This window comes from Aquabacterium sp. OR-4 (genome assembly GCF_025290835.2).
Lineage (GTDB): Bacteria > Pseudomonadota > Gammaproteobacteria > Burkholderiales > Burkholderiaceae_C > Pseudaquabacterium.
Map to the genome: position 1 here is coordinate 152045 of NZ_JAOCQD020000002.1, position 23551 is coordinate 175595.

21 protein-coding genes are annotated in these 23551 nt (G+C 72.9%); 13 read left to right on the forward strand and 8 right to left on the reverse strand.

The window, feature by feature from the left end:
• Positions 1 to 130: 130 nt before the first annotated feature.
• A complete protein-coding gene (locus tag N4G63_RS12865; protein WP_260785879.1) occupies positions 131 to 6604 on the forward strand; it encodes an SPM autocatalytic domain-containing protein in 6474 nt (2157 codons plus the stop codon).
• Positions 6605 to 6635: 31 nt separating this feature from the next.
• On the opposite strand, the gene N4G63_RS12870 is transcribed toward N4G63_RS12865, so the two are convergent.
• Positions 6636 to 7526 carry an SDR family NAD(P)-dependent oxidoreductase gene (locus tag N4G63_RS12870; protein WP_260785880.1) on the reverse strand — a complete coding sequence of 297 codons (891 nt, stop codon included), beginning with the start codon at positions 7524 to 7526 and terminating at the stop codon, positions 6636 to 6638.
• Positions 7527 to 7663: 137 nt separating this feature from the next.
• On the opposite strand from N4G63_RS12870, the gene N4G63_RS12875 reads away from it, so the two are divergent.
• The 6 genes from N4G63_RS12875 to nusB are packed head-to-tail and all read left to right on the forward strand — an operon-like array spanning position 7664 to position 12316.
• Positions 7664 to 8437: an SDR family NAD(P)-dependent oxidoreductase gene (locus N4G63_RS12875; RefSeq protein WP_260785881.1), complete on the forward strand. Its 774-nt coding sequence runs from the start codon at positions 7664 to 7666 to the stop codon at positions 8435 to 8437.
• 33 nt (positions 8438 to 8470) lie between these two features.
• Positions 8471 to 9274, forward strand: a complete 804-nt coding sequence (locus N4G63_RS12880; protein ID WP_260785882.1) for a leucyl/phenylalanyl-tRNA--protein transferase — start codon at positions 8471 to 8473, stop codon at positions 9272 to 9274.
• Positions 9271 to 10125 carry an arginyltransferase gene (locus N4G63_RS12885; protein WP_314599775.1) on the forward strand — a complete coding sequence of 285 codons (855 nt, stop codon included), beginning with the start codon at positions 9271 to 9273 and terminating at the stop codon, positions 10123 to 10125. Before N4G63_RS12880 ends, N4G63_RS12885 begins: the two co-directional genes overlap by 4 nt.
• Positions 10126 to 10160: 35 nt before the next feature.
• Positions 10161 to 11255 carry a bifunctional 3,4-dihydroxy-2-butanone-4-phosphate synthase/GTP cyclohydrolase II gene (ribBA, locus tag N4G63_RS12890; RefSeq protein WP_314599776.1) on the forward strand — a complete coding sequence of 365 codons (1095 nt, stop codon included), beginning with the start codon at positions 10161 to 10163 and terminating at the stop codon, positions 11253 to 11255.
• Positions 11256 to 11267: 12 nt separating this feature from the next.
• Positions 11268 to 11732 carry a 6,7-dimethyl-8-ribityllumazine synthase gene (gene ribH, locus N4G63_RS12895; protein WP_260785885.1) on the forward strand — a complete coding sequence of 155 codons (465 nt, stop codon included), beginning with the start codon at positions 11268 to 11270 and terminating at the stop codon, positions 11730 to 11732.
• Complete coding sequence (gene nusB / locus N4G63_RS12900) at positions 11729 to 12316, forward strand: transcription antitermination factor NusB (protein WP_314599777.1); 588 nt, start codon at positions 11729 to 11731, stop codon at positions 12314 to 12316. Before ribH ends, nusB begins: the two co-directional genes overlap by 4 nt.
• A gap of 80 nt (positions 12317 to 12396) precedes the next feature.
• Here the strand turns inward: nusB and N4G63_RS12905 are convergent, their stop codons facing one another.
• Positions 12397 to 14304 carry a sensor histidine kinase gene (locus N4G63_RS12905; protein WP_260785886.1) on the reverse strand — a complete coding sequence of 636 codons (1908 nt, stop codon included), beginning with the start codon at positions 14302 to 14304 and terminating at the stop codon, positions 12397 to 12399.
• Positions 14301 to 15146, reverse strand: coding sequence for a phosphate/phosphite/phosphonate ABC transporter substrate-binding protein (locus N4G63_RS12910; protein WP_260785887.1), 846 nt, complete (start codon positions 15144 to 15146; stop codon positions 14301 to 14303). The genes N4G63_RS12905 and N4G63_RS12910 overlap by 4 nt, the downstream gene beginning before the upstream one ends.
• Before the next feature lie 239 nt (positions 15147 to 15385).
• Between N4G63_RS12910 and N4G63_RS12915 the strand changes: the two genes are divergently transcribed.
• From N4G63_RS12915 to N4G63_RS12940, 6 genes are all read left to right on the forward strand, one after another.
• Positions 15386 to 16582 carry a pyridoxal phosphate-dependent aminotransferase gene (locus tag N4G63_RS12915; RefSeq protein WP_260785888.1) on the forward strand — a complete coding sequence of 399 codons (1197 nt, stop codon included), beginning with the start codon at positions 15386 to 15388 and terminating at the stop codon, positions 16580 to 16582.
• On the forward strand, positions 16582 to 17019 hold the full coding sequence (gene ybgC / locus N4G63_RS12920; RefSeq protein WP_314599778.1) for a tol-pal system-associated acyl-CoA thioesterase: 438 nt from the start codon (positions 16582 to 16584) through the stop codon (positions 17017 to 17019). The genes N4G63_RS12915 and ybgC overlap by 1 nt, the downstream gene beginning before the upstream one ends.
• Positions 17016 to 17717, forward strand: coding sequence for a protein TolQ (gene tolQ / locus N4G63_RS12925; RefSeq protein WP_260785890.1), 702 nt, complete (start codon positions 17016 to 17018; stop codon positions 17715 to 17717). Before ybgC ends, tolQ begins: the two co-directional genes overlap by 4 nt.
• A gap of 14 nt (positions 17718 to 17731) precedes the next feature.
• Positions 17732 to 18160, forward strand: a complete 429-nt coding sequence (locus N4G63_RS12930) for a biopolymer transporter ExbD (protein ID WP_314599779.1) — start codon at positions 17732 to 17734, stop codon at positions 18158 to 18160.
• Between the two features lie 171 nt (positions 18161 to 18331).
• A complete protein-coding gene (gene tolA, locus N4G63_RS12935) occupies positions 18332 to 19192 on the forward strand; it encodes a cell envelope integrity protein TolA (protein ID WP_314599780.1) in 861 nt (286 codons plus the stop codon).
• 88 nt (positions 19193 to 19280) lie between these two features.
• A complete protein-coding gene (locus N4G63_RS12940; protein WP_260785893.1) occupies positions 19281 to 19697 on the forward strand; it encodes a hypothetical protein in 417 nt (138 codons plus the stop codon).
• A gap of 70 nt (positions 19698 to 19767) precedes the next feature.
• Here the strand turns inward: N4G63_RS12940 and fdx are convergent, their stop codons facing one another.
• From fdx to iscA, 5 genes are all read right to left on the reverse strand, one after another.
• Positions 19768 to 20106 (reverse strand): ISC system 2Fe-2S type ferredoxin, encoded by a 339-nt coding sequence (gene fdx, locus N4G63_RS12945; RefSeq protein WP_260785894.1) that lies wholly within the window; start codon positions 20104 to 20106, stop codon positions 19768 to 19770.
• 38 nt (positions 20107 to 20144) lie between these two features.
• Positions 20145 to 22016 (reverse strand): Fe-S protein assembly chaperone HscA, encoded by a 1872-nt coding sequence (gene hscA / locus N4G63_RS12950; RefSeq protein ID WP_260785895.1) that lies wholly within the window; start codon positions 22014 to 22016, stop codon positions 20145 to 20147.
• A 63-nt stretch (positions 22017 to 22079) separates the two neighbouring features.
• Positions 22080 to 22598 carry a Fe-S protein assembly co-chaperone HscB gene (gene hscB, locus N4G63_RS12955; protein ID WP_260785896.1) on the reverse strand — a complete coding sequence of 173 codons (519 nt, stop codon included), beginning with the start codon at positions 22596 to 22598 and terminating at the stop codon, positions 22080 to 22082.
• 5 nt (positions 22599 to 22603) lie between these two features.
• On the reverse strand, positions 22604 to 23098 hold the full coding sequence (locus N4G63_RS12960) for a GNAT family N-acetyltransferase (RefSeq protein WP_260785897.1): 495 nt from the start codon (positions 23096 to 23098) through the stop codon (positions 22604 to 22606).
• A gap of 124 nt (positions 23099 to 23222) precedes the next feature.
• Positions 23223 to 23546, reverse strand: a complete 324-nt coding sequence (iscA, locus tag N4G63_RS12965) for an iron-sulfur cluster assembly protein IscA (RefSeq protein WP_260785898.1) — start codon at positions 23544 to 23546, stop codon at positions 23223 to 23225.
• Positions 23547 to 23551: the final 5 nt, after the last annotated feature.

A 23551-nucleotide genomic window follows, 5' to 3' on the forward strand; every position in this document is an offset into this window, starting at 1 on the left:
CCCAGATCACAGCCGCCACGTAAAGCTCGCGTGAAATGGCTACAGACTTGCCGTCAGTTGCCGACTTCGGCTGCCGAGCCGCTTTCTAGACTGGCCTGCCCGGCGATTGCCGTCTGCAGTCCAGTCTGTCATGAGCTCCCTCGATGTCTCCGCGCTGTCGCCCCAGCAGGTTGCCGCCCTCACTGCCACCCAGCTGCAGGCCCTGGATACCGCCAGCATCGCGGCGCTGAACAACGAGCAGCTCGCGGCGCTGTCGGCCGGGCAGCTGGCCGCGCTCGGTGCCCGCCAGCTGGCGGCCATCTCGGGCGAGCGCTTCGCCGCCCTCGACCCCGCGGCCCTGTCGGCCGGGCTCACGCCCACGCTGTTTGCCACGCTGGGCACGGCGCAGATTGCCGGCCTGGCCACGGCCCAGGTGTCGGCCTTGTCCAACCGCCAGCTTGCCGCCATGGCCAGCAGCCAGGTGGCGGTGCTCGACGCCGACCAGCTCGAAGCCCTGCAGAACACCCAGCTCGGCGCCTGGACCGCCAAGCAGACCGCCGGCCTGGGCTCGGCGCAGCTCGAGGCCCTGGCACCGGCGCAGGTGCAGTCGCTCAGCGCGGCGGCGGTGGGCGGCCTGGGCACGGCCGCGGTGGCGGCCCTGTCGGTGGCGCAGATCGACACGCTGGGCAATGCCCAGGTGGCTGCGCTCGGCAGCCAGCAGGCGCGGGTGCTGTCTGAAGAACAGCTGGCATCGCTGTCGGCAGTGCAGGTCGGCGCCTTGTCGACCGCCGCCGTGCGCGTGCTGCAGACCGAACAGGTGGCCGCCCTGGCCAGCGACAGCCTGAGCGGCCTGAACAGCCGCCAGGCCGCGGCGCTGGACGCCACCCAGGCGGCCGCGCTCAGCACCGGCCAGCTGCTGGCGCTGAGCAGCAGCGCAGTGGGCGGCCTCAGCGCCACCGCCGTGCGCGCGCTCGACGGCGAGGCGCTCGAAGCCCTGGCCGCCGACGGCAGCTCGCCGCTCAGCGCACGCCAGGTGTCGCAGCTGGCCACCGCACAGGTGGCGGCGCTGTCCACCGCGGCGCTCGAGAGCCTCAACACCGCGCAGGTGGCCGCGCTCAGCAGCGCCCAGCTGGCCGCGCTCGACACCGTGCGCACCGATGCCCTGCTCGACCACGCCGCGGCGGCGCTCAGCACCGCCGCGCTGGCCGGCCTGGCCACCGCCCAGCTGGCCGCGCTGCCGCAAGACACGCTGGCCCAGCTGAGCGTGCGCCAGGTGGCGGCACTGAGCACCGCGCAGATCAGTGCGCTGTCGCCCGAAGCCGTGGCCCTGCTGGGCACGGCCCAGGTGGCGGCGCTGCAGTCGGCCCAGCTGGCCGCGTTCAGCGTGGCCCAGGCCGAGGCGCTGGGCCCTCAGGCCGTGGCCGCGCTCAGCACCGCGGCCCTGCGCGCGCTGGGCACGGCCCAGCTGGCCAGCTTCAGCGTGGACGACATCGGCGCACTCACGGTGCGCGAGGTGGCCGCGCTCAGCAGCGCCCAGGTGGCGGTGCTGTCGGCCGACCAGCTGGGTGCGCTGGGCACGGCGGCGGCAGCGGCGCTGTCCACCGCCGCGCTGCGCGCGCTGGCCGCCGAGGCCCTCAACGGCCTGGCCGAAGGTTCGGCCAGCGCGCTCTCGGCGCTGACCAGCGTGCAGCTCAATGCCTTGACCCCGGCGCAGATGGCCGGCCTGTCGGACGAGGCGCTGCAGCGCCTGAGCTCGCTGCAATGGTCGGTGCTGGGCAGCACCCAGATCGCGGCGCTGTCGGCCGAGCAGCTGGGCGCCCTCGACACCATGCCCTTTGCGGTGATGGCCACCGCCGCGGTGCGGGCGCTGTCGGCCAGCCAGCTGCAGGCCCTGGGCGCCGACGACCTGGCCGCGATGGGCACGCGCCAGGTGGCCGCCCTCACCCCCGCACAGCTGGCCGCGCTGCCGCCCGAAGCCGTGGCCGCCCTCGGCGCCAGCCAGGCCAGCGCCCTGGGCAGTGCCCAGGTGGCCGCGCTGGGCACCGCCCAGCTGGTGGCGCTGCGCACCGAGGCCATTGCCGCCTTCAGCACCGCCGCCATCAAGGCCCTGGGCACGGCCCAGCTGGCCGCGCTGACCGACGACGAGCTGGCCGCGCTGGGCAGCCGCCAGGCCGCCGCCCTCACCAGTGCCCAGGTGGCCGCCCTCAGCGCCGAACAGCTGAGCGCCATGCGCGACACCAGCCTGGCCGCCATCGCCACCGGCGCCGTGCGTGCGCTCAGCGCCGCGCAGCTGCAGACCTTGATCGTGGACGACGGCAGCCCGCTGGGCACGGCCCAGGTGGCGGCGCTGAGCTCCAGCCAGCTGGTGGCACTGAGCCCCGAGACGCTGGCCGCGCTCAGCAGCAGCCAGCTGGCGGCGCTGGGCGCCACCCAGATCGCCGTGCTCAACACCACCCAGCTGGCCGCGCTGACCCCCGATGCCGTGGCCGCCCTGGCCACCGCCGCGGTGCGCGCGCTGTCCAGCGCCCAGCTGGCCGCGCTGAGCCACGACGACCTGGCCGCGCTCGGCCTGCGCCAGTTCGCCGCGTTGTCGCCGGCCCAGCTGGCCAGCCTGGACACTGCCGCGCTGGCCGCCCTTGGCAGCCAGCAGCTGGCCGCCATGGGCAGCGTGCAGCTGGCCGCGCTGAGCACCGCGCAGCTGGCGGCCATCACGCCTGAGGCCCTGGCCGCGCTGGGCACCGGCGCGGTGCGCTCGCTCGACACCCGCCAGCTCGCCGCACTCACTGAAGAACAGCTGCAGTCGTTCACCGCCGGCCAGGTGGCGGCGCTGGCCAGCAGCCAGCTGGCGCGCCTGCCGGCCGAGCTGCTGGGCAGCTTCACCACCACCCAGTTCCAGGCGCTGGGCTCGGCCCAGGTGGCCGCGCTGCCGCCGGCCGTGCTGGCCGCACTCGGCAGCGACGCGCTGGCCGCGCTCAACACCGCCGCCGTGCGCGCCCTCACCACGGCCCAGGTGGCCGCCCTGTCGGGCGATGTGCTCGACGCCATGGCCAGCGCCCAGCTGCAGGCCCTGGGCTCGGCCCAGCTGCGCGCGCTGGGCAGCGACGCGCTGACCGCCCTCGACGCTGAAACGGTGCAGGCCCTGGCCGGCAGCGCGCTGCGCGGCCTCAGCACGGCCCAGCTGGCCCAGCTGAGCACCGAGCAGGTGCAGGCGCTGGGCAGCGCGCAGATCGCCGCGCTGGGCACCGGCCAGGTGGCCGGCCTGGGCGAGGCCACGCTGCAGGCGCTGACCAGCGTGCAGGCCGCCGGCCTGAGCTCGGCACAGCTGGCGGCGCTGTCCACCAGCCAGATCCTCGACCTGCAGTCGTCCACGCTGATGGCGCTGTCGCCCACCGCGCTGTCGGCGCTGAGCACGCGGCAGATGATGGCCATCGTGGCCCACGAGGCCGGCGTGCTGGGCACCGCCCAGGTGGCCGCCCTGACCTCGGCCCAGGTGGCCGCGATGAGCCAGGACAGCCTGCACAGCCTGGGCTCGGCCAACCTGGCGGCGCTCAGTGCCCGCGGCATGGCCGGGCTCACCTCCACCCAGCTCAACGGCATGGTCGCCGATGACCTGGGCTGGTTCACCCCGGCCCAGGTGGCCGCGCTGGCCACCGCCCAGATGGCCGGCCTGAGCGCCACCACGCTCGATGCGCTGGGCACGGCCCAGCTCAATGCGCTGGGCTCGCAGCACCTGGCCGCGCTGGGCACCGCCCAGCTGGCGGCGCTGGATGTCGAGGCCGTGGCGGCCCTGGCACCGCAAAGCCTCAACGGCCTGGGCAGCGCGCAGTGGCAGGCGCTGTCGCTGAGCGCCGTGGCCGCGCTGGGCACGGCGCAGATGGCGGCACTGGGCTCGGCCCAGCTGGCGCGGCTGGGCAGCGCCCAGCTGGATGCGCTGGACGCCCTGCAGGTGGCCGCCATCGCCACCCAGGCCCTGCGCGGCCTGGGCACCTTGCAGCTGGCGGGCTGGGAGACGGCCGACATCGCCGCGCTCACGGCCGGCCAGGTGGCCGCGCTGGGCAGCAGCCAGCTCGGCGCGCTGGGCTCGGCCCAGTGGGCCGCGCTGGGCACCACGGCGATTGCCGCGCTGGCCACCGGCGTGCTGGCCCAGCTCACCCCGGCCCAGCTGGGTGCCTGGACCACCGCGCAGATCGCCGCGCTGGGCAGCAGCCAGCTGGCCTGCCTGGGCCCGGCGCAGCTGGCGGCCCTGGGCACCGACGACATGGCCGCGCTGTCGGCCGCCGCCCTGGCGGCGCTGGGCAGCGCGCAATCGGCGGCGCTGTCGGTGGGCCAGATCGGCGCGCTCAGCAGCAGCCAGATCAATGCCGTGCAGGCCAGCGTGCTGGACGGCTGGAGCCATGCCCAGCTGGCCGCGCTGTCGAGCAGCGGCGCCGCCGGCCTCACCACCACCCAGCTGGCCGGGCTGGACAGCCGCCAGGTGCAGGCCCTGGGCAGCAGCGCGCTGGCCGCGCTGGGCGCCACCCAGCTGGCCGCTCTGGCCGCCGACGACCTGGCCGCACTGAGCCTGGCCCAGACCCGCAGCCTGGGCCTGTCGGCCGTGAGCGGCCTGTCCACCAGTGCGCTGCACGGCCTGGCGCCGGCCGAGCTGGCCGAGTTCTCCACCGCGCAGCTGGCCCGGCTCAGCCGCACCCAGATGGCCAGCCTGGTGGATGGGCAGATCGACGGCCTGAGCGACGAGCAGCGCGGCGCCTTTGCCGCCAGCCAGATCGGCGCGCTGGGCACTGAAACCATCGCCGGCCTGGACACTGGCACGCTGCAGGGCCTGACCCGCCTGCAGGCCGCCGGCCTGACGGCCAGCCAGGTGGCCGCGCTGAGCCCAGCCCAGGTGGCCGCGCTCGGCACCGCGGCGCTGTCGGGCCTGACCACCCAGGCGGTGGCGGCGCTGGGGCACGAGGCGGTGTCGGCGCTGGGCACGGCGCAGCTGGCGGCCTTGTCGCCGCTGCAGGTGGCGGCGCTGGGCACCACCGCGGTCAGCGTGCTCGAGCCGGCCGACATCGCCGCGCTGAGCTACTACCAGGCCATGGGCTTCAGCGCCGCTCAGCTCGACGCGCTGAGCACCCAGGCCATCGCCGCGCTGGGCACCAGCGCCATCCGCGGCCTCGACCCCGAGGCGCTGGCCGGCTTCGGCCATGAAGACATCCGCGCGCTGTCCAGCGCCCAGGTGGCGGCCCTCACGCCGGCGCAGATGGCCGCGCTGGACCAGGAGGCCGTGCACGGTTTCAGCGCCGAGCAGGTGGCGGTGCTCAACCGCCTGCAGGTGGCGCAGATGAGCGGCCCGCAGATCGCCGCGCTGGAGCCCGAGGCCTTTGCCGCGCTGGGCACGGCGGCGGTGGCCGGGCTGGGCACCGCGGCGCTGTCGGCGCTGAGCTATGGCGAGGTGCTGGCGCTCAGCTCGGCGCAGCTGGGCGCGATGTCGGCCTCGCAGCTGGTGGCGCTGGGTGCCGATGCCTTCGGCCTGCTCGACAGCCAGCAGCTGCAGGGCCTGTCGACCCGCGCGCTGGGCACCCTCACCGCCTACGAGATGGTGGTCAGCGGCCTCACGCCGGCGCAGCTGGCGGCGCTGTCCACCACCCAGGTGGCGGCCATCGACGCACCGGTGTTCGCCGCCTTCAGCACCGCCCAGGTGCGCAGCCTCACCGCCGAGCAGGTGGCGGCCTTGTCGCCGATTCAGGTCAGTGCGCTGAGCACGGCCTCGCTGGCCGCCTTCACCTCGGCGCAGATCGCGGCGCTGGACAGCGACGACCTGGCCGCCCTCAGCGACGCGCAGATCGACGCGCTGGTGCTGGCCACGCCCATCGTGCTGGACCTCGACGGCAGCGGCATCCACACCGTGGACGCCGCCGCCGGCAACGGCTTCGACATCAACGCCACCGGCAGCAGCGCCCAGCACGGCTGGACCGACGCCGGCACCGGCCTGCTGGCGCTCGACCGCAACGGCGACGGCCTGATCAACGACGGCAGCGAACTGTTCGGCGGCGGCACCCGCCTGGCCAGCGGCCAGCGCGCGGCCAACGGCTACCAGGCCCTGGCCGAGCTGGACGACAACGCCGACGGCCAGCTCGACGCCCGGGACGCCCGCTACGCCGACCTGCAGGTGTGGGTGGACGGCGACGGCGACGGCCTCACCGACCTGGGCGAGCTGCGTGGCCTGGTCGATCTGGGCATCAGCGCCCTCGACCTGCAGGCCAGCGCCTCGACCCGCACCGACCAGGGCAACTGGATCGGCCTGGTCTCGGGCTACACCACCGACGACGGCACCCGCCGCGAGATGGCCGACGTGTGGTTTGCCAAGGCCGACGGCACGCTGACGCCCGACGTGAGCGAACTGCTCACCGCGCCGGCCGAGCTGCTGCCCGGCGCGACCGACGCGGCCCTGGCCGATCCGCTGACGGCCGGGGCCACCGGCCTGGACAGCGCCGACGCCGGCACCCTGTACAGCCCCCAGGCCGGCAGCGACCCATCGGCCGCCACCGCCGCGACCGCCGCGACTGGCCAGTGGGCCTGGCCCGACGCCGCCACGCAGCGCCTCGACGAGGCCTGGCTGGCCCAGCAGACCACGCTGATCTGACGGGCTGCCCGAGGCCGGCGGCGGCGCGCGCTCAGCGCCGCGCGGACAGCGCCTGCGTCACCTCGTTGCGGCCCTGCTCGGCACCGCTGCCGGGCACGCTCTCGCCGGCCTGGTCATTGATCTGCGCCCAGGCCGCGGCCAGGCGCTCGGGCGTGTCGGCGCTCACGCCCAGGTGCTGGCCCGGCGTCAGCGTGATGTGCGCGGCCGCATAGGTGCCGGCGCCGGCGCAGGCGATGGCGCGGGTCGGCGCCTGCTCGCTCACCAGCCACAGCAGCGCGGGCACCACCGCCTCGGGCGTCAGCGCGGCCAGCACCTCAGGCGGCATCAGGCCCTCGGTCATGCGGGTGGCGGCGGTGGGCGCCAGGCAGTTCACGCGGATGTCGCTCTTGGCCCCTTCGAGGGCCAGCGTCTGCATCAGGCCCACCAGGGCCATCTTGGCGGCGCCGTAGTTGCTTTGGCCGAAATTGCCGTACAGGCCCGACGACGAGGTGGTCATCGCGATGCGGCCGTACTTCTGCGCCGTCATGATCGGCCACACCGCCTGCGTGCAGTGCACGGCGCCCATCAGGTGCACCTCGATCACCAGGCGAAAGTCGTCCAGCGACATCTTGGCAAAGCTCTTGTCGCGCAGGATGCCGGCGTTGTTGACCAGGATGTCGACGCGGCCCCAGGCCGTCATGGCCTGGTCGACCATCGCCGCCACGCCCGCCACATCGGTCACCGAGGCGGTGTTGGCCATCGCCTGGCCGCCGGCGGCCAGGATCTCGTCCACCACCTGCTGCGCGGCACCACCGGCGGCGCCGCCCAGGTCGTTGACCAGCACGCGCGCGCCGCGCGCCGCCAGGGCCAGCGCATGGCAGCGGCCCAGGCCGCCGCCGGCGCCGGTGACGATGGCCACGCGGCCGGAAAAATCGAGGTTCATGGTGGGTGCGCTTGAAAGTGGCGGGGCCGTTGGGCCGCGGGTTATACCGGAACGCCGCGGCGGCCCCCGTCACCTGGGCGGCAAGCGCGCGGGCGCAGGGCCGCTACGCTGCGCGCACAACAGCCCTGGAGACCCTCATGCCCTCACCCACCCTGTTCGACCTGAGCGGCCAGGTGGTGCTGATCACCGGCTCGTCGCGCGGCATCGGCCGCGCCATTGCCGAGCGCTGCGCCGAGCATGGCGCCAAGGTGGTGATCAGCTCACGCAAGCAGCCGGCCTGCGACGAAGTGGCCGCCGCCATCAATGCCCGCCACGGCGCCGGCACCGCACTGGCGGTGGCCGCCAACATCTCGTCGAAAGACGCGCTGCAGGCGCTGGTCGATGCCACGCTGGCCGCCTTTGGCCGCATCGACACCCTGGTGTGCAATGCCGCCAGCAACCCCTACTACGGCCCGCAGGCCGGCATCAGCGACGACCAGTTCCGCAAGATCCTCGACAACAACATCGTCGCCAACCACTGGCTGATCGGCATGGTGGCGCCGCAGATGCAGGCCCGGCGCGAGGGCTCGATCGTCATCGTCTCGTCGATCGGCGGGCTGCGCGGCTCGGACATCATCGGCGCCTACTGCATCAGCAAGGCCGCCGACATGCAGCTGGCGCGCAACCTGGCGCACGAGTACGGCCGGCACAACCTGCGCGTGAACTGCATCGCCCCCGGCCTGATCAAGACCGACTTCGCCCGCGCCCTGTGGGAAGACCCCGAACGCCTGGCCGAGCGCGAGCGCAGCACGCCGCTGCGCCGCATCGGCGAGCCCGACGAGATCGCCGGCGCCGCGGTCTACCTGGCCGCCCCGGCCAGCCGCTACATGACCGGCCAGACGCTGGTGATCGACGGCGGCGTGACGATCTGAGCCCCCCGGCCCAAGGCCGCCACAATCGGCGGCATGGGCCTGATCTGGATTGACGACCACACCCCCCTGCCGCCCAGCCGCCTGGCGCTGGGCCATGACACCGACGCGCCGGGCCTGCTGGCCGCCGGTTGTGCCGTCACCGTGGCGCGGCTGCGCGAGGCCTATGGCCGCGGCGTCTTTCCGTGGTTCAGCCCCGGCCAGCCGCCGCTGTGGTGGACGCCCGATCCGCGCATGCTGCTGCCGGTGGCCGAATTTCAGCTCAGCGCGTCGATGCGCAAGACGCTGCGGCGCTTTGCGCGCACGCCGGGCTGCGAGATCCGCATCGACCATGACTTTCGCCGCGTGATGCAGCACTGCGCCGCCACGCCTCGCGAGGGCCAGTCCGGCACCTGGATCGTGCCCGAGATCATCGACGCCTATGTCGCCTGGCACGCGGCCGACGATGCGCAGGCCGCCGCCGGCCGCCCGCACAGCGTCGAAACCTGGATCGACGGCGAGCTGGCCGGCGGCCTGTACCTGGTGAACCTGGGCCGCATGGTGTTCGGCGAATCGATGTTCGCGCTGCGCACCGACGCCTCCAAGGTGGCGCTGGCCGCGCTGGTGGCCTTTTGCCGCGGCCATGGCATCGCGCTGATCGATTGCCAGCAGCACACCCGGCACCTGGCCTCGTTTGGCGCGCGCGAGTTGCCGCGTGCGCTGTTCGAGGCCCACCTCGCCCAGGTGGTGCCGGCCGCCGCCCCGACGCGATGGTTTTATGATCCGGCCCTGTGGGCGCAGCTGGACGCCGGCATCGAGTTGCCGGTGCCGGCCGCGTCGGCCCCAGCCCAGCGCGCGTGACCAAGCCCCAGGAAATTCCGCTGTCGTCGTTGCAGTTCTATGCCACGGCGCCCTACCCCTGCAGCTACCTGCCCGATCGCCTGGCGCGCTCGCAGGTGGCCACGCCCAGCCACCTGATCCACGCCGACGCCTACTCGGGCCTGGTGGCCAACGGCTTCCGGCGCAGCGGCATGTTCACCTACCGGCCCTACTGCGACAGCTGCCGCGCCTGCGTGCCGCTGCGCATACCGGTGGCACGTTTTGCGCCCTCGCGCAGCCAGCGCCGCGCCTGGGCCGCGCACCAGGGGCTCACGACACGGGTGCTGCGCCTGTGCTTCGTGCCCGAGCACTACCAGCTCTACCTGCGCTACCAGAGCACCCGCCACGCCGGCGGCGGCATGGACCACGACAGCGTCGACCAGTACACCCAGTTCCTGCTGCAAAGCCGGGTCAATACGCGGCTGGTGGAGTTTCGCGACGCGGTGCCGGCGGGGCACGCCGGGCCGGCGCCGGGCGAAGCCGCTGCACCCGGCGGCGGCCACGCCCGCGCTGATGCCGGCACCGAGCCCGGCGGCGACGCGCGCGACACCGGCGCGCTGGGCACGCTGCGCATGGTGGCCATCGTCGATGTGCTCAACGACGGCATCTCGGCCGTCTACACCTTCTACGACCCCGACCACCTGGGCGGCCTGGGCACCTTCGGCATCCTGTGGCAGATCGAGCAGGTGCGCCAGCTCAAGCTGCCGCACCTGTACCTGGGCTACTGGATCGCCGAGAGCGACAAGATGTTCTACAAGGCCCAGTTCCGCCCGCACGAATTGCTGGGCCCCGAGGGCTGGCACGAGGCACCGGCCGGCGCATCGCCCCGGTGACGCTCTGGCGGGCAGGCCCCGCCTACAATCGGTGCATGCCTATTTCCCCCGTTCCCGAGCTGGTCGCCGAACTGGCCGCCGGCCGCATGGTCATCCTGGTCGACGAGGAAGACCGCGAAAACGAGGGTGACCTCGTGCTCGCCGCCGATCACGTCACGCCCGAGGCCATCAACTTCATGGCCAAGTTCGGCCGTGGCCTGATCTGCCTGACCCTCACCCGCGAGCGCTGCGAGCACCTCGCGCTGCCGCCGATGGCGCTGAAGAACGGCACGCCGCACAGCACCGCCTTCACCGTGTCGATCGAGGCGGCCGAGGGCGTCACCACCGGCATCAGCGCCGCCGACCGCTCGCGCACCGTGCAGGCCGCCGTGGCCCGCGACGCGCGCCCGCAAGACCTGGTGCAACCCGGTCACATCTTTCCGCTGCAGGCCCAGGACGGCGGCGTGCTGATGCGCGCCGGCCACACCGAGGCCGGCTGCGACATGGCGGCCATGGCCGGGCTGACGCCCGCCGCGGTGATCTGCGAGATCATGAACGACGACGGCACCATGGCCCGTCTGCCCGATCTCGAGGTGTTTGCCCGCGAGCACGGCCTGAAGATCGGCACCATCGCCGACCTGATCGCCCACCGCAGCCACAACGAGACCCTGATCGAGCGCGTCGGCGCCCGCACCCTCACCACCGCGCAGGGCGACTTCGAGTGCGTCACCTTCCGCGACCGCTCGGGTGGCGTGCACCTGGCGCTGCGGCATGGCCAGTGGCTGCCGGGCCAGGAGGTGCTGGTGCGCGTGCACGAGCCCTTCACCGCGCTCGACCTGCTCGACACCGGCCGCACGCTGCACTCGTGGCCGCTGCCGGCCGCGCTGGCGGCGCTGCAGGCGGCGCCGGCCGGCGTGGCCGTGCTGCTGAACTGCGGCCACGACGCCGACGTGCTGGTGCCGCAGCTGCTGGGCGCCGACACGGTGCCGGTGCGCACCACGCAGCAGGCGCTGCGCACCTATGGCGTGGGCGCGCAGATCCTGCGCGATCTGGGCGTTTCGCGCATGAAGCTGCTGGGCAGCCCGCGGCGCATGCCCAGCATGGTGGGCTACGGCCTTGAAGTCACCGGCTTCCAGCCGGCGCAAGCCTGATCGGAGCACACGATGCGACATGCCAACCAGGGCGAAGCGCCCCAACTCGACGGTCACCGCCTGCACATCGGCATCGTGCAGGCCCGCTTCAATGCCGACATCACCGGCAAGCTGGCCGAACACTGCCTGGCCGAACTGGCCGCGCTGGGCGTGCACGACGCCCATGTGCGCCATGTCACCGTGCCCGGTGCGCTGGAAGTGGCGGTGGCGCTGCAGGCCATGGCCGAAAGCGACGAGTTCGATGCGCTGATCGCGCTCGGCTGCATCATCCGCGGCGAAACCTACCACTTCGAGCTGGTGGCCAACGAAAGCGGCGCCGCCGTCACGCGCGTGGCGCTCGACTGCACGCTGCCGGTGGCCAACGCCATCCTCACCGTCGAGAACGAGGCCCAGGCCTGGGCCCGTGTCGAGGAAAAAGGCCGCGACGCCGCCCGCGTGGCGGTGGAGATGGCCAATCTGCTGGATGCACTGACGTGATCGACCACCCGAGCGACCACCCCAGCGAGCTTCCTGGCAACCCGGCGGCCGACGCTGCCGGCGCCCCGGCCAGTGCCCCCGCCAGCCCCGCGGCAGGCCACAAGCCCGCGGCCAAGGGCGGCAAGACCGCGCCGCGCAAGCCGCAGGCCAAGTCGGGCCGCCGCCGTGCGCGCGAGCTGGCGCTGCAAGGCCTCTACCAGTGGCTGGTGGGCGGTGCCGACGGTGGCGAGATCGACGCCCACCTGCGCGAGCAGGACGGCTACGACAAGGCCGACCGGGTGCACTACGACGCGCTGCTGCACGGCTGCATTGCCGAGGCGGTGGCCATCGACGCGGTGCTGGCCCGCCACACCGACCGCGCCACGCGCGACCTGTCGCCGGTGGAGCATGGCGTGCTGATGATCGGCGTGTACGAGCTGACCCACTGCATCGACATCCCCTACCGCGTGGCGGTCAACGAGGCCATCGAGCTGGCCAAGGCCTTTGGCGGCACCGACGGCCACAAGTACGTCAACGGCGTGCTCGACAAGGCCGCCGGTGATCTGCGCCCGGCCGAGGTGGCGGCGCGGCGCGCCAGCGCCTGATCACCGGCCTGACCCGCGACTGAACCAGGCCCCGACCCGCGGGCTGGATGGCGTACCGGCTCGAGGCCGGCCAGGCTGCGTCAGGCCGCCTGCGACTGCTCCGGCGCCTCGGCCTGCACGGCCGCGGGTGCGGCCAGGGCCAGCGGCGCTGGCGCCGCCGCACTGCGCAGCGGCAGGCTCACGATGACCTGCGTGCCCTGCCCGGGCGCGCTGCGCAGCGCCAGCCTGCCGCCGTGGATCTCGACGATCTCGCGCACGATGCTCATGCCCAGGCCGGTGCCCGGAATGGCGCCGCTGGCATCGGCGCGGTAGAAGCGCTCGCACACCCGCGCCAGCTGCGCTTCGGTCATGCCGATGCCCTGGTCGATCACCTCCACCAGCGCATTGCCGTCTTCGGCCCGCCAGGCCAGCCGCACCTCGCCACCCTGCGGCGAGTACTTGTAGGCGTTGGACAGCAAGTTGCGCAACACCTGGGCCAGCTTGCCCAGGTCGGCGCTGACCGGCAGCGTGTCGGCCCCGGCCTGCACGCGCGGTGCCTGGCGGCCGGTGGGCAGCGCAAAGTCGTCGATGGCGGCATGCACCACGGCAGCCAGGTCGGCGTCGACCATCTCGAAGTCCAGCCCGCCGCGGGCCTCGATGCGCGCCAGGTCGAGCAGCTCGTTCAGGATGTCGATCATGGCCCCGGATTGGCGGTGGATGGTGCTCACCAGCTCCTGGCGTCGCTCGGCGCTGAAGTCGCGCCGCATCAGCAGCTCGCTGAAGCCGTAGATGCTGACCATCGGCGTGCGCAGCTCGTGCGCGGCGATCGACAGAAACTCGCTCTTCATGCGGTCGACCTCGGCCTCGTGAGTCACGTCGCGCACATACAGCAGGCGCACCGCCGACGGCGCCTCGCTGCGCACGCCGTGCAGGCTGAGATCGAGCGCGCAGGGCCGCGTCAGGCTGGCGGTGGCGCGTGTGCCCTTGTCGTGGCTGCCGGTGGCATCAAACAGGCTGGCCAGCGGCGTCCAGGCCTGGGGCTGCACGCTCACCGAGCGCATGGTGTCGTCCAGCCAGCTCAGGCTGCGGCCCACCAGGTGCTCGGGCTGGCGTTCCAGCAGGCGGGCAAAGGCCGGGTTGACCAGATCGATCAGGCCGTCGGCGCTGAAGGTCACGATGCCGTCGGGGCACATCGTGATCAGCATTGCCAGGCGCTGGTTGCGCTCGTCCAGCGCATGTTCGTGCTCGCGCAGCTGGTGCAGCTGCGAGCGGATGGCCAGCCGCTGTTCGCTCAGCTGGGTGGAGGCACGGTTCAGCGCGCCCAGCAGATCGCGCAGCTCGCGCGCGCCGGCCTCGTCGTCCATCTGGCGGCCGTTGGCCTGGCTCAGGTCGGCGGCAAAGGCGCTGGCGCGCTGCACCGCCTGCATCGGCCGGTGCAGCAGCACCAGCAGCAGTACCAGGCTGCCGGCCAGCGCCAGGCCGCAGGCGGCCAGCGTGCCGGCCCAGATGCCACGGCGGATCGAGGCCAGGCTCTCGGTGCCCACATCCACCCGCACCCAGGCGATCAGGCCACCCACCACGATGGGCTGCCAGGCGCTGAGCCGCTCGCCCGGGCCTTCCTCCAGCGTCTCGGCCGGCCGCGCCGGCACCGCCAGCTGCGTGCCCGGCGCCGGGTACACCGGCCGCAGCCGGTCTCTGGGGCCGCCGCGCCCCACCTGGGCGAGCACGCGGCCCGAGGGCTCCAGCAGCATCGCGCCGCGCACATCGGGCAGGTCGGCCGTGCGCAGCAGCAGTTCTTCGATCATGTCCAGGCGGCCGGTGACCAGGTCGTTCTCGCTGCCATTGGCAATGCTGCGCGCCGCCGCGCTGACCTGGCCCACCAGCGCGTCGCGGGCCAGCCCGGTCTGCTGGTGAACCATGTACCAGGCCAGCGCCGCCAGCGTGACCAGCATCGAGCCGGCCATCAGCGCCACCAGCTGGCCGCGCAGGCCTCCCAGCGGCCCGTTCATGACGGCGCCGCTTCGCCGCTCACCACATAGCTCTCGAGCCGGTACTGCGCCAGCGGCGCGTAGTCGCGGGCATGGTCGGCGGCCACCGGTTCGGGCAGCTGCACGGCCTTGAGCAGCTCGCGGCCCTCGGCGTCGGCGGTGAGCCGCAGCAAGGCCTCGGTGACGGCCTTGCGCACCTCGGCCGGCACACGCGGATGCGCGCTGACCGGGTGCGAGGGCGCGCCGGGCGTCTCCAGCAGCACACGCAGGGCCTGCCGCACCTCGTCGCGCTCTTGCGCCAGCGTGTGGGCAATGCCGCCACCCGCGGCGAAGCGCCCGCTGGCCACCTGGCGGTAGACGTTGCTGTGCGACTGCACGTAGGTGGGCCGGATCTGGATCTTTTCGCGCTCGGCCAGCAGCGCACGAATCCACAGCGAGGCGCCAAAGGCATTGGGCGCCGGAAAGGCCAGCGGCTGGCCGTCGAGCGCGCGCACGCTGGTGACCGGACTGTCCTGGCGCACCACCAGGATGCCGCTGAGCGCCTGGCGGTCGCGCACCAGCGGCACAAAGCCCTGGGCGCGCCGCGCCATCAGCTGGTGATAGGGGTTCATGTAGGCCAGGTCGACCTGGCCGGCCAGCACTTCGGCCTCGAAGCGCGGAATGCTGGGCTGCAGGCGCAGCGCCAGGCGGATGCCGCTGTCGCGCTCGATGCGGTCGAGCAGCGGCGACCAGTCGCGCTGCAGCTTGGCGGGCGGAAACTGCGGCACCACGGCGAGCGACCACACCGGCGTCAGCCCGGTCTGGGCCAGCACCGGGCCCGCGCCCCCGGCCAGCAGGGTGCCCATCCACATCCGTCGGTTCATCGGCTGATGCATGCTGCTCGTCTTTCTTGGGTGGCCGTCGGCAACAGGCGCAACGATAGCGCCTGCGCCGCAACCCGCATCCGGGCTTTCGGCCACTTCGGGCCCGACTTGAGCCACCGCGCCGCGCCACGGCCCGCGGCGTGCGGGCTCCTAGAATGGCACGGCCTGCCCAGGCACCGGGCTCGCCGCACCCGCTGGCGGCCCCATCCCTCCCCCCACCCTGCCCAGGACGACACTGCGTGAAGCTGGCCCAGCGCCTTGATCGGATCGAACCCTTCTACGTGATGGAGTGCGCCAAGGCCGCACAGCAGATCGCCGCCAGCCCCGAGTGCGACCCCGCCCGCGGCGGCGAGCGCATGATCTTCCTGAACATCGGCGAGCCCGACTTCACCGCCCCGCCGCTGGTGCAGGAGGCGGCCGCCCGCGCCATCCGCGACGGCCGCAGCCAGTACACCCAGGCGCTGGGCCTGCCCGAGCTGCGCGAGGCCATCTCGGGCTGGTATGCCAGCCGCTTCGGGCTGCAGGTGCCGGCACGGCGCATCGTCATCACCGCCGGCGCCTCGGCCGCCCTGCAGCTGGCCTGCCTGGCCCTGTTCGAGGCCGGCGACGAGGTGCTGATGCCCGACCCCAGCTACCCCTGCAACCGGCATTTCGTGGCCGCGGCCGATGCCGTGGCACGGCTGCTGCCGGCGTCGGCCGAGCACCGCTTCCAGCTCGACGCCGACGCGGTGGCGCAGGCCTGGGGCCCGGCCACGCGCGGCGTGCTGCTGGCCTCGCCGTCCAACCCCACCGGCACCTCGATCCACCCCGACGAGATGCGCCGCATCGCCCAGGTGGTGAAGGCGCGCGACGGCGTGGCCATCGTCGACGAGATCTACCTCGGCCTGAGCTACGACGCGCAGTTCGGCCGCAGCGCGCTGGCGCTGGATGCCGAGTTCGGCGAGCACCTGGTCAGCGTCAACAGCTTCTCCAAGTACTTCAACATGACCGGCTGGCGCCTGGGCTGGATGGTGCTGCCTGAAGCCCTGGTGGCACCGGTGGAGCGGCTGGCGCAAAACCTGTTCATCTGCGCGTCCACGCTGGCCCAGCAGGCGGCGCTGGCCTGCTTCCACCCCGAATCGATTGCCGAATACGAGCGCCGCCGCCAGGTGTTTCGCGAGCGTCGCGACCGCGTGGTGCCGGCGCTGCAGGCCCTGGGCCTGGCCGTGCCGGTGACGCCCGATGGCGCCTTCTACGCCTGGGCCGACTGCAGCGCCCACCATGCCGACAGCTGGGATTTCGCGTTCGAGCTGATGCACCGGGCCCATGTGGCGCTGACGCCGGGCCGCGACTTCGGCCGCCACGATCCGCAGCGCTGGCTGCGGCTGTCGTTCGCCACCGCCACGCCGCTGCTCGACGAGGCCCTGCACCGGCTGCAGCGCGTGCTGGCCCGCTGATGTCCGACGCTGCAGCCGCATCCCCCGCGGTGGTGCACCGCCACGCCGTGCGCGTGTACTGGGAAGACACCGACGCCGGCGGCGTGGTGTTCTACGCCAACTACCTGAAGTTTTTCGAGCGCGCACGCACCGAATGGCTGCGCGCGCTCGGCCTGGGCCAGCAGTTGCTGCGCGAGGCCACCGGCGCGATCTTCATCGTCAGCGACACCGCCCTGCGCTACCGCGCGCCGGCGCGGCTGGATGACCTGCTCGAGATCACCGTGGCACCCACCGAGATCGGCCGCGCCTCGATGGTCCTGGCCCAACAGGCCTGGCGCGGCGACCTGCTGCTGTGCGAGGGCACGATCCGCATCGGCTGCATCGACGCCGTCAGCTTCCGCCCCCGCCGCTTTCCCACCCAGATCACCGAACGGCTTGCGCCGCTGTCGACGCCATGAACCAGGATTTCTCCATCATCACCCTCGTGCTGCACGCCAGCCTGGTGGTGCAGCTCGTGATGGCCGGGCTGCTGCTCACCTCGCTGGCCAGCTGGACCGTGATCTTCGGCAAGCTGATCGGCCTGCGCGCGGTGCGCCAGGGCAACGAGGAGTTCGAGCGCGAGTTCTGGGCCGGCAAGAACCTCTCGGACCTGTACAACGCGGTGGCCAACAAGCTCAACTCGTCGCCGATGGAGCGGCTGTTTGCCAGCGGCATGCGCGAGTTTCTGAAGCTGCGCGAGCGCCGGCTCGATGGCCAGGCCCAGCTCGACGGCGCCCGCCGCGCCATGCGCGCCAGCCTGCAACGCGAGCTCGACGTGATCGAGGGCAATGTCGGCTTCCTGGCCTCGGTGGCCTCGGTGAGCCCGTACGTGGGCCTGTTCGGCACGGTGTGGGGCATCATGCATGCGTTCGTGGGCCTGTCCAACGTGCAGCAGGTCACGCTGGCCACCGTGGCGCCCGGCATCGCCGAGGCCCTGGTGGCCACCGCCATCGGCCTGTTCGCGGCCATTCCGGCGGTCATCGCCTACAACCGCTTCGCGCGCGACATCGACCGCATCGCGATCCAGCTCGAGAGCTTTACCGACGAGTTCTCCAACATCCTGCAGCGCAATGCAGGTGCCCCGGCGCCAGCCCCGGGCGCACCGGCAGGCCGCTGAGCGGGGCGCCCGCCATGGCAGCCGTAGCCCCCCGAGGCGGCCGCGCGCGACGCCGCGCGATGGCCGAGATGAACATGGTGCCCTTCATCGACGTGATGCTGGTGCTGCTGATCATCTTCATGGTCAGCGCGCCGCTGATCACCACCGGCCTGGTCGACCTGCCCAGCGTGGGCAAGGCCAAGACCCAGCCGCCGCACGTGGTGGAGGTGGTGGTGGGCAGCGACGAGAAGCTGCGCCTGCGCCTGGATGGCGGCGAGCCGCAGCCGGTGGCCATCAGCCGCCTGGCCGCCGAGGTGAAGAAGCTGCAGGCCGGTGATGCCCAGGTGCCGGTGGTGATCTCGGCCGACAAGAACGTCAAGTACGACGCCGTGGTGCGTGCCATGGACACGCTGCAGCGCAACGGCATCGCCCGCGTTGGCCTGGCGGTGCGCCAGGGCGGCTGACATGGCGGCGATGGGCCTCACGGCCAACGACCCGCTGCTGCCGCGCCAGCCCGGTGGCATGGGCCTGGGTGCCGCGCTGGCGCTGCTGGCCCATGGCGGCCTGGTGGCGGCACTGGCGCTGGCCCTCCACTGGAAGCTGCCACCGACGCCGCCGGTGGTGTCGGCCGAGCTGTGGTCGGCCGTGCCGCAGGCCGCAACGCCCGCGCCACCGCCCGAGGCCACGCCGCCGGTGGCCCCACCCCCACCCGCGGCACCGCACCTGCACCGGAGCCCTCGCCCGCACCGCCCCCGACGCCAGCCCCACCCGCGCCCACCGCGGCCGAGCTGCAGGCCCAGCGCGATGCCGACATCGCCCTCGCCAGGCAGCGCGAGAAGGCCCGCGAGCAGGCCGAGGCCGAAGCCGCGCGCAAGCGCGAGAACCTGCAGCGCCAGGCGGCCGAGCGCGAGGCCGCCGAGAAACTGGCTGCGGAGAAGAAGGCCGCCGAGAAAAAGGCCGCGGACAAGAAGGCCGACGAGAAGAAGGCTGCGGCCGACAAGAAGGAAGCCGCCGAGAAAAAAGAAGCTGCCGAGAAAAAGGCGCGCGACGACAAGCAGCGCGACGACAAGGCGCGCAAGGACAAGGACGCCGCTGAGCAGCGCGAAGCGCAGGCCGAAGCCGAGCGCGTGGCCAAGCAGCGCGAGGCCAACCTCAAACGCATGCTCAGCGACGCCGGCGCCACCGGCTCAGGCAGCGGCAGCGGCACGGCCGCGGTGGATTCGGCGCCGTCGGCGGCCTATGCCGGCCGCATCAAGGCGCGCATCAAGCCCAACATCGTGCTCACCACCGAGGTGCGCGGCAATCCGGTGGCCGAGGTCGAGGTGCGCTGCGCGCCCGATGGCTCGGTGCTGGGCCGGCGCATCGTCAAGAGCAGCGGCAACACCGCCTGGGACGACACCGTGCTGCGCGCCATCGACCGCACGCCGGTGCTGCCGCGCGACACCGACGGCCGCATCCCGGCCACGATGATCCTGGTGTTTCCGCGGCAGGAATAGTTTCGCGGCCCATCCCCCACAACCGGGGGACCCGTGAGCACGGGGTGCGCCCACCCGCGTTGCAGGCCGCTGGCGCACACTTCGGGCCATGTTTCGTTTTTGCCGATTTCATGGTTCCCGCCGCGCCGCGCGCGGCTTTGCGCTGGTCGAGCAGGTAGCTGCGATCACGCTGCTGGGGCTGGCATCGGCGGCCGCGGCGCCACACTTTGTACAGCTGCATGCCGACGCCCAGGCCGCCACGCTGGACGCCATGGCCAGCGCCGCCAGCTCGGCCATGGCGCTGAACCAGGCCGCCTGCCAGATCACCGGCCACCAGCCGCAGCCCGACAAATGCGCGCCGCAGGGCAACTGCACCGACCTGGGCGCCCTGCTGCTGGGCGGCCTGCCCGCCGGCTATGCCGTGCAGCCGCAGCCACTGGCCCGCGGCCAGCAGGCGCGCTGCACGCTGCGCCAGCTGGCCACCGGGGCCGAGGCCGGCTTCATCGGCCTGGGCGCCGGCGTCTAGCCCAGGCACGCCGGCCGCGCGCTGCCGCCGGCCCTTGACCCGAGGCCCGGCACGCGCCGCCGGCGCAGGCTCAGTGGTTCTCGCGGGCGTGATTGATCGTGTACTTGGGAATTTCCACGGTCAGATCGGCATCGGCCACGATGGCCTGACAGGCCAGGCGCGAGTCGGCCTCCAGGCCCCAGGCGCGGTCGAGCAGGTCTTCCTCGGCCTCGTCCATCGCATTCAGGCTGCGAAAGCCCTCGCGCACGATCACATGGCAGGTGGTGCAGGCGCAGCTCATGTCGCAGGCATGCTCCAGCGCGATGCCGTGGTCGAGCAGGGCCTCGCAGATCGAGGTGCCGCGCGGCGCGGTGATCTGGGTGCCCTGCGGGCACAGCGCGACATGGGGAAGAATCTTGATGACGGGCATCGGTACGCGGCTCGCAAAGGCTGGGGGGTGGTCGGGGATCAGAGCTGATCGATGCTGCGGCCGGTCAACGCGGCCTGGATACCGCGGTTCATGCGCGCGGCGGCAAAACCCTCGGTGCCCTGGGCCAGGGCCTCGACCGCGCTGTCGATGGCCGCATGGTCGCTGCCCTGGGCGGTGTGCGCCAGGGCGGCCAGCAAGGCCTCGATCTCGGCCTGCTCGGCGGCGCTGAGCAGCTCGCCATCGGCGGCCAGCGCGCTGCGCGTGGCCAGGGTCATGCGTTCGGCCTCCACCCGGCTTTCGTTCAAGGCGCGGGCGGCCATGTCGGCCTCGGCACTGGCAAAACCGTCGCGCAGCATGTTGGCGATCTCGTCGTCGGCCAGGCCATAGCTGGGCTTGACCACCACCGCCGCCTCGACGCCCGAGGTCAGCTCGCGCGCCGCCACGCTGAGCAGGCCATCGGCATCCACCTGGAACGTGACCCGGATGCGCGCGGCCCCGGCCACCATGGGCGGAATGCCGCGCAGCTCGAAGCGCGCAAGGCTGCGGCAATCGGCCACCAGCTCGCGCTCGCCCTGCACCACGTGGATGGCCATCGCGGTCTGGCCGTCCTTGAAGGTGGTGAAGTCCTGCGCCTTGGCCACCGGGATGGTGGTGTTGCGCTCGATGATGCGCTCGGCCAGCCCCCCCATGGTCTCGAGGCCCAGTGACAGCGGAATCACATCCAGCAGCAGCAGGCCATCGGTCTGGCCCGAGGCGTGGCCGGCCAGGGCATGGGCCTGGATCGCCGCGCCCACGGCCACCACCTCGTCGGGGTTGAGGTTGACCAGCGGCGGCCGGCCGAACAGCTCGGCCACCGCGGCGCGCACCGCCGGCATGCGGGTCGAGCCGCCGACCATCACCACGCCCTGCACCTCGTCCTTCTTCAGCCGGGCGTCGCGCAGCACCTTGCGCACGCCGGCCAGCGTGCGCTCGACCAGCGGGCGGGTCAGCGCGTCGAAGCGCTCGCGGCTCAGCGCCACGGCGATCTCGCCGCCGGCCAGCGGGCAGCGCAGCGTGGTCTCGGGCGCGTCGGTCAGCGCCTCTTTCGCGGCACGGGCGGCCACCAGCACGGCGCGCTTGTCATGCGCGCTGGCTGCCACCACGCCGGCCTGGGCCAGGGCCCAGTCGGCCACGGCGCGGTCGAAGTCGTCGCCACCCAGCGCGGCGTCGCCACCGGTGGCCACCACCTCGAACACGCCGCGGTGCAGGCGCAGCAGGCTGATGTCGAAGGTGCCGCCGCCCAGGTCGTAGACCGCGTAGAGGCCTTCGCTGCCGTTGTCGAGCCCGTAGGCCACGGCCGCGGCGGTGGGCTCGTTGATCAGGCGCAGCACGTTCAGGCCGGCCAGCTGGGCGGCGTCCTTGGTGGCCTGGCGCTGGGCGTCGTCAAAATAGGCCGGCACGGTGATCACGGCGCCGAACAGCTCGTCGTCGAAGCTGTCCTCGGCGCGAAAGCGCAGCGTGGCCAGGATCTCGGCCGACACCTCCACCGGCGTCTTCACGCCCTGGCGCGTGGCCAGGCCCAGCATGCCGGGGCGGTCGACAAACTGGTAGGGCAGCTGCGCGGCATCGGCCACATCGGCCAGCCGCCGGCCCATGAAGCGCTTGGCCGAGACGATGGTGTTCTCGGGGTCTTCGGCCTGCATGGCCAGGGCCTCGGCACCGATCTGCCGGCCCTGCCCGCCCGGCGCATCGGTGTAGCGCACGGCCGACGGCAGGATCACGCGGCCCTGCGCATCGGGCAGGCATTCGGCCACGCCATGGCGCACCGCGGCCACCAGCGAATGCGTGGTGCCCAGGTCGATGCCCACGGCAATGCGGCGCTGGTGCGGGTCGGGTGCCTGACCGGGTTCGGAGATCTGCAGCAGGGCCATGGGCGGGGTCGGGTCTTGTCGTTGTTGTCGGGGTGTCGCTCGGGCCGGCGGCCGGGCGCGGGTTCAGGCGTCGAGCGCCTCCAGGCGGCGGCCGATGTCGTCGCGAAAGCGCTTCACGAACATCAGCGCCCGCACAGTCTGGGCGGCGGCGGGCGCGTCGCCGGCCTCGTCGAGCTGGCGTGCCAGCTGGGCCAGCAGCGTGCCTTCCTGCGCGGCCACCTGCTCGTCGATGCGTTCAACGGCCGCGGCGCCGCGGGCCTCGTCGAGGGCCTCACGCCATTCCATCTGCTGCATCAGAAAGGCCGGCGGCATGGCCGTGTTGTTCTCGGCATCCACCGGCGCACCGGCCAGCTCGCACAGGTAGGCGCCGCGCGCCAGCGGGTCTTTCAGGCGCTGGTAGGCCTCGTTCACGCGCACGGCCCACTGCATGGCCACACGCTGCGCCGCCGCGCCCTGGGCGGCAAAGCGGTCGGGATGCACCTCGGCCTGCAGCGCGCGCCAGCGGCTGTCGAGATCGGCCCGCACCAGCGCATGGCGGCGCGGCAGGCCGAACAGGATGAAATCGTCGTCTTCGATGCGCATGGCGGTCACAGCCTCTTGCCGTAGAACACGGACAGGCCGTTGTCCGGGTAGCCGCCAAAGGCCGCCCGCGGGCGGTAGCCGCAGCGCTGGTAAAGGCGCACGGCCTCCTGCTGCGCGGCACCGGTCTCCAGCAAGGCCTGCGCAATGCCTTGCTGGCGCAGATGCGCTTCGAGGGCCTCGATCAAGGCCAACGCCAGGCCCTGCCCGCGCGCCGCCGGATCGACATACATGCGCTTGATCTCGCCATAGGCCTGGCCGTCGGTGTGTGCCTCGCCCGGCATGCGCCGCGCCGCCCCGCACGCCACGGCCTGTCCACGGTGGCGCGCCACCAGGAAAAGCACATCCGGTGCCAACAGCGCCTGCACGCCGAGGATGTGGTTGTCCGCCGGGTCGTACAGGCTGTTCAGGTAGGTGTCCAGCGCGTCCAGCAAGGCCATCACGTCCGGCTGGTCGGCTCGCTCGGGCCGGATCACGACGTCGGCATTGATCACATTCGGCACATTCGGCACAGGGTGGCAAACATCTGCGCAGCCACCACGGCGGCGGCTGGCGCGGGCCCTCGGCGGCGCCACGCGGTGGCAGCAGGCAGGCCACGGGGCGCCATCGGCGCCCCGGGGTGTCCACTCACACGCGGAACGACTCGCCGCAGCCGCAGCGGTCTTTCTCGCGCGGATTGTGGAACTTGAAACCTTCGTTCAAGCCTTCGCGCACGAAGTCGAGCTCGGTGCCATCCAGGTAGGGCAGGCTCTTGGGATCGATCAGCACCTTCACGCCGTGGTCCTCGAAGACATGGTCTTCGGGGGCCACGTCGTCGGCGTACTCCAGCTTGTAGGCCAGGCCCGAGCAGCCGGTGGTCTTGACGCCCAGACGCACGCCCACGCCCTTGCCGCGCCGGCTGATGTAGCGCGTGACATGCCGCGCCGCGGCTTCGGTGAGGGTGACGGCCATGGCGC